Source organism: Dysosmobacter segnis (assembly GCF_014297285.1).
Lineage (GTDB): Bacteria > Bacillota > Clostridia > Oscillospirales > Oscillospiraceae > Oscillibacter > Oscillibacter segnis.
On record NZ_JACOQI010000051.1, the window covers coordinates 1 to 5,539 of the forward strand.

Annotated in this window: 7 protein-coding genes; 1 reads left to right on the forward strand and 6 read right to left on the reverse strand. The window is 50.9% G+C overall.

Going from position 1 to position 5,539, the window contains the following annotated elements; translation table 11 throughout:
• Window positions 1-275: 275 nt before the first annotated feature.
• Complete coding sequence (locus tag H8Z83_RS18560; protein WP_187016390.1) at window positions 276-1,427, forward strand: tyrosine-type recombinase/integrase; 1,152 nt, start codon at window positions 276-278, stop codon at window positions 1,425-1,427.
• 280 nt (window positions 1,428-1,707) lie between these two features.
• On the opposite strand, the gene H8Z83_RS18565 is transcribed toward H8Z83_RS18560, so the two are convergent.
• The 6 genes from H8Z83_RS18565 to H8Z83_RS18590 all read right to left on the reverse strand — a co-directional run bounded on the left by H8Z83_RS18565 (window position 1,708) and on the right by H8Z83_RS18590 (window position 4,245).
• Entirely contained in the window at window positions 1,708-2,046 is a 339-nt protein-coding gene (locus H8Z83_RS18565) for a HepT-like ribonuclease domain-containing protein (RefSeq protein ID WP_187016391.1), read from the reverse strand.
• Window positions 2,039-2,338 (reverse strand): nucleotidyltransferase family protein, encoded by a 300-nt coding sequence (locus H8Z83_RS18570; RefSeq protein ID WP_187016392.1) that lies wholly within the window; start codon window positions 2,336-2,338, stop codon window positions 2,039-2,041. The genes H8Z83_RS18565 and H8Z83_RS18570 overlap by 8 nt, the downstream gene beginning before the upstream one ends.
• Window positions 2,339-2,553: 215 nt before the next feature.
• Window positions 2,554-2,736 (reverse strand): hypothetical protein, encoded by a 183-nt coding sequence (locus tag H8Z83_RS18575; protein ID WP_187016393.1) that lies wholly within the window; start codon window positions 2,734-2,736, stop codon window positions 2,554-2,556.
• A gap of 63 nt (window positions 2,737-2,799) precedes the next feature.
• The gene (locus tag H8Z83_RS18580) at window positions 2,800-3,360 is read right to left on the reverse strand and encodes a hypothetical protein (protein ID WP_187016394.1); all 561 of its coding nucleotides are present in this window, start codon (window positions 3,358-3,360) and stop codon (window positions 2,800-2,802) included.
• A gap of 204 nt (window positions 3,361-3,564) precedes the next feature.
• On the reverse strand, window positions 3,565-3,756 hold the full coding sequence (locus H8Z83_RS18585) for a hypothetical protein (protein WP_187016395.1): 192 nt from the start codon (window positions 3,754-3,756) through the stop codon (window positions 3,565-3,567).
• A gap of 18 nt (window positions 3,757-3,774) precedes the next feature.
• Window positions 3,775-4,245 (reverse strand): hypothetical protein, encoded by a 471-nt coding sequence (locus H8Z83_RS18590; protein WP_187016396.1) that lies wholly within the window; start codon window positions 4,243-4,245, stop codon window positions 3,775-3,777.
• Window positions 4,246-5,539 lie beyond the last annotated feature (1,294 nt).

Sequence of the window (5,539 nt, forward strand, 5' to 3'; positions counted from 1 at the left end):
AGCTCGAACGCTTGGCTCATCAAAGAAACCGTCCATCCATTGCCCTCCCATTATAACAAAAATAAGCATAGCATCCGAGCCTTCATTTGCGCTTCGGGTGCTATGCTTATTTTGTACCAACTAAAGAGAACGCCCCCGGCAGCGCAAAAATTGCGTCGCCATAGACAAAGATAGGGCATCCAGCGCAAATGATAACTTTCTGATAACAGTTCGGTTTTCCGATAGCTTTCCTCTGCTGTTTACGGTATTGTTCGTTGGCAAAGGAGGTCGATACCATGCCAAAAAGACGAGCAAACGGGGAAGGGAACATCCGAAAACGAAAGGATGGCCGATGGGAGGGCCGGTACACAGTCGGTCACGATCCAGAAACAGGAAAGGCCATCATTAAAAACGTCCTTGGAAAGACGCAAGCGGAAGTCAAGGAGAAGTTGAAGAAAGCCATCGAGGAAAATGTGGGCATCGACTACGGACGGGCCAAGAACTACACCGTGGGTAACTGGTTAGAAGTGTGGTACGAGAACTATGCCAAAATTAAAATGCGCCCATCCACCTACCTGACCTACCATGGCTACATCGAAAACCACATCAAGCCGCAGCTCGGCAAGATCCCGTTGAATGATCTGACGACGCTGCATCTGCAACAGTTCTACAAGAAATTGTTGGCGGAAGGGCGGGTAGAGCGAATCGAATCACAGAAACAGCCCAAGGGACTGAGCGCCAAAACAGTACGCAACATCCATCAAATCATTTCCTCTGCCATGAAGCTGGCAAACGAGCAGCGGCTGATCGCCCGCAATCCGGCAGATGGCTGTGCCTTGCCGAAGGCGGAGCACAAGGAAATGCAGACGCTTCCTGTTGAGCAGCTGACGTCTTTCCTCCGCGAGGCAAAAGACAGCGGCGTGTTCGCCCTGTACTACATCGACCTGACCACCGGCCTGCGGCGGGGTGAATTGCTCGGATTAAAATGGTCGGACATTGATTTGGAAAAAGGAGACCTTCGGGTTCAACGGCAGATCGGGCGCATCAACGGCAAGATCATTGAGATGCCGCTGAAAACGAAAAACGCCTACCGCACACTGCCGTTGTCGGCAGATGCGATAAACGTTCTGATGCAACAAAGAAGAAAAACGGGTAACAGCGAATGGGTATTCCCATCGCCCACCGGAGGCCCCATGTCGCCGGACAGCGTGTTGCACATGCTCCAGCGGGTGCTGAAACGAGCGGGTCTACCGAGAATACGCTTTCATGACCTGCGCCACACCTTCGCAACGCTGGCTCTGCAAAACGGTGTGGACATCAAAACCGTATCTGGTATGCTGGGGCATTTTTCGGCAGGCTTCACGCTGGACACCTACGCTCATGTAACGACCTCGGCCAAGCGTGAAGCGGCAAAGACAATGGGTAACATCCTCTCTGGCGCGGTATAGACCTTTCCGCTGTCCGCTCCCGTTGGGGTCAGCGTTTGGGTCAGAAAAAATGGGAAGTAAGATATTAGGCGCAAAAGTGCGGAAAAAGTCCTGATTTCGCAAGAAATCAGGACTTTCTGGTTGCGGAGACAGGACTCGAACCTGCGACCTCCGGGTTATGAGGCAGTCTCAAGGGAAAATCGGAGCCGTTTCGGCTCCGATTTGTGCTTTTTACCGCCGTTCGCTCGGCGGATTTTCCATTGTTTCCGTCCAGCCCTGCCCGTTCCAATTCCATTCTGGGTCAAAACTGGGTCAGGATCGCTTCACAGGCAATTTTCAAAGCAGGAATGTCATTTATCAGTGTATCCCACACAGAGGGGATGTCGATTGCACCATAAGCGTGGACATAGAAATTCCGGGTGTCCTTAATGATACGCCACGGAATTGCTTTGTTTTGTGCCTTAGTTTCGTCGGAAAGCTGCGATACTAATTCGCCAATTTGGACAACGCACATACAACAAGCGTCCTGAAAGAGATAGTCCTGCTCAAAAGCAGAAAAGTCATGATGGCAGCGCTCTAAATTGTCAGCGACGCGCTGGCAATAGAGAACAATTTTTTGCAAAATAAGCCGGTCACGCATTCCGATAGAGCACCACCTCGTCTTTCTGGATCATGTCTAAAAATGATTTGTCGGAGGAGTCGCTTGTCACCAGATCCACTGGCAGCTTTAAGGCATCCTCTACCGCCAGCCGAAACCCGCAGAGCTGGAACAGAGAGCGCAAAGACCCCTTCTCAATTTTGAGATCCACGTCACTGTTGGCATCCGCTAAGCCCTTGGCGTAGGAGCCAAAGAGGGATACGCTTGCTACACCGTGAGCCTGCGCGATGGGGGAAACAATATTACGGAGTTCTTCAATGCTGTATGGCGCCATAAAACCACCCCTTTGCTAACATAAATATACCATGAAATCAGAGAAAATAAAAGAAAATTTTTCTGAAACGCGGTTCGCCGCGGAGCGTTTTCGCCTTTATAGGGCGCCTACATCCGAACAAAGCCATCCTACCAGTGCGTTTCTCCAATTTTGTATTGGTGGATAGACCGCTCCGAACGGGGACATCGGCGTTTCTCTGGTGGGCGCTTACGCGGTCAAAGCAGTCTGCGTTTCACGGCATCATCCACCGGCTCCAGTTCTTTTTCCAGCGTACAGGATAAATCCCATAGCAGCTGATGTTCCTCGTCATCCTCTGTGGTCAAGCTGCCTGATTCATCCCACCGCAGAATGATTCGATACAGCGTCAGAGCCTCCTGCTCCGTGAGTCTTAATTCCATAAGAAATGTCTCCCTCTCAGCTGCTTTTCAACGGGAAATCAGCGGTAAGCGATACCGTACATTTCATCGCGTCAGCCGCGTCTCGTTCTCAAACCGCTCCATCGCCTCCTGCCGGCTGGGGACTTGCGCGAGCGTACAGGAAAATTGCTGGCCGAACAGAGGCTGGGACAGTGTCTCCACCCAATGCGTCAGCACCTCCGGAGTGAGGGGGCGCTCCTCCCGGAGAAAGATCACCCCATAATAGGGCGGTACAGACGGGGAAAGCAGCTTTGTCAGCGGGACGCCGCTCCGGACGGAGGCATTACAGAAACGCGTCTCCGGTGAAAAATGCGGATAGTACAGCGCCCCGACGAACCAGTCCTGTTCACCGCTTCTGAGCCGCCTTGCCTGCTCCAGAAAGCCCGGATGATCCGGACTGTCCGGCTCCACAAACTCACCGTCCCGGATCATCTGGCGAAGCACGGGGAGGTTATAAAAGTCAAAGTGGAAAAAAGATGTCTCTCCCGCCTCGTCCTCGGTAAGAGAAAATTCAGCCCCGTGGAAAGGCTCCCAGTCCTTGCCGCAGCGGTAATAGCCCCACCAGTAGTTCCAGTCACGAATATGCAGATATTTTGTGTGATTCATCGAGACATCCCTCTTTTCGGCGCAAGCTTTGATCCTAAAAGCTGAACAGGATTTTTCCAATCGCGATGGTTTTCCAACATTTCCCGCGTTCCCCCCGAACAAACTCCATATTGGTCATGCCATGTATGTCAATGGTCTTCTCGAACGCGCCTCCCACGCCACAAATATGTTGCTCGAATACTTCGCTTTTGCGGTTAAGCCTGTTTACTCATCAAGGACATATTTTCCTCGTGTACCATCATCGTTCATATAGTATCCGTCGATAATTGTCTTGTACCCACCGCCAAAACTCCAATTATTTTCCTCAACAAACGCAATGAATTTATCGATCACTTCATCCATCGAAACATCTTCAGGAACGGTAATGCAGCCTTGGATCCCAATTTCTTTTATCATCGGAAGTACCTCCAAAAATCAGCGTCGTCTGATTTCCAAGCAATAGAATGACGGCCTGTTAGGATGCGTTTTATCAGGAGTATTCCAAACATCGGAGCGGTCGATTTCTTCGATATGCTTTACGGTGAGTTCATCAATAGAAATGGTCTGCCGATGAATAACAGGGCTGTCCTCAAAGTCGTCAAATTCATCGCTAACCCCTAACCACACGCGCCAGAGTTCCACGGAATCCGCGTCCTGCAAGGCGTTTTTCAGATACTCAATAAGCTGTTTTGCTCTGCCCGCTGTGCAATAGTTCCATTCCAGATGGACACCGTACTTTTTGTCGGTATATTCCCATACATCTGTAAATGAAAGCAGGGAGTAGTTATCATCCGCGTCGCCATCATACATTTCACCGTCATCAAGGTTTATTTCAAGCGGATAATCCCGAACTGGCGCGACTTCTTTTAAGGGAAAATCCGAAGCGATAAAGGTGCATACGCTCATAGAAATCCTCCGCAAAAACTGTTTTTTTGAACCCATCGTACCATAACGCAAAGGCATTTGCAACAGAGCTTACCGACAGGGATACCTGTATATTCGAAAAAAATAGGCACTGCGCAAGGAACGCTGCTCACCCGACCTCAGAAAACGGCAAATTAGCCCCTTTTGACAAGCGGGGGCCGGGAGTTTCGGCAGCACGCAAAGTGCACCGAGGGTAGTGGTACCACCCATGTCTCGCACGTTCAGAAAGTACTGCACACAGAGTGAAAAAACAGCAACATCACCAAATTGCAAACAGATCACGCAGCCCAGCGGGGCCGCGACGCCTCGGAACAGCGACGCGCATGAGCGCATCGCTGTTCCGCAGGCTCGGCGTGTCGAAAAAGTCTTTTCTCACCGCTGAGCAAGTTTTCAGAACTCTATAAAAGTTCTGAAAACTTAGGATTTCAATGGCGCAGGACACCCTTCTTGGGTTTTCCGCGCACACTCTTCCTTTCCGTCGCGGAGAATTTACCACTTTATTGACAGTCTGTGTCCTTCTGGAGCACACCCGGCCAAGGTCCAAAAGCGGCAAAGTTTGCCGTTTTAAACCCCGGCCACGCAGGGTTTCCGAAACGTGTGGAACGCTCCGAGGGTAGTAATAGCGCCCCCATCCGAAACGCCCCGTGTTTCGCCGTGTGAGCCCTTGCGTGCGATCCTGTTGGCGAAGCCGAGTGTGTACCCACTTTCACTCGTGAAAGCGAACGTGGGCTGTTTGCGAGCGAAGTTGAAAAACGCGATGAGGAGCGGTTGGGGATAAAATTTATGGCGGCAGTTTCGCCGGATTTTTCTCATCTGCTGGTGTTGAGGGTTCACAGAGAACCGGGAAATATATGTATATAAAAGCATGGCGGAGTAAAAGGAATTTCACTGGCAGCGCAAAGCCGCACTGTGGTCAGGGGATGGAAGACCCCGTGTTTCGGCGTGTAAGCCGCTGTGTGCGATCTGCGATCCTGTTGGCAAAGGCGAGTGTGTACCCACTTTCACCCGCAAAAGCGAATGTGGGCCGTTTTGTAGACGATTGTGCCAAGACCCTTTTGATGTGTGATACCCATTGATGGAAGTGTGGAAGGGGGGGTAACAGCGTTTGAGAGACCCTTGAAGTCCGTGTGACCGATGCATTGGATACGTTGGTATGACTGCGTTTCCTGCGCTTTTCGCAGCTTTTCCGAGGACGAAAAAGAAAGCAGTCGGCTATGGGTTTGTCAAGGGATAAAATTACAGTTCGCGTGTATAAGGGATATATCGGAAAAGGGCA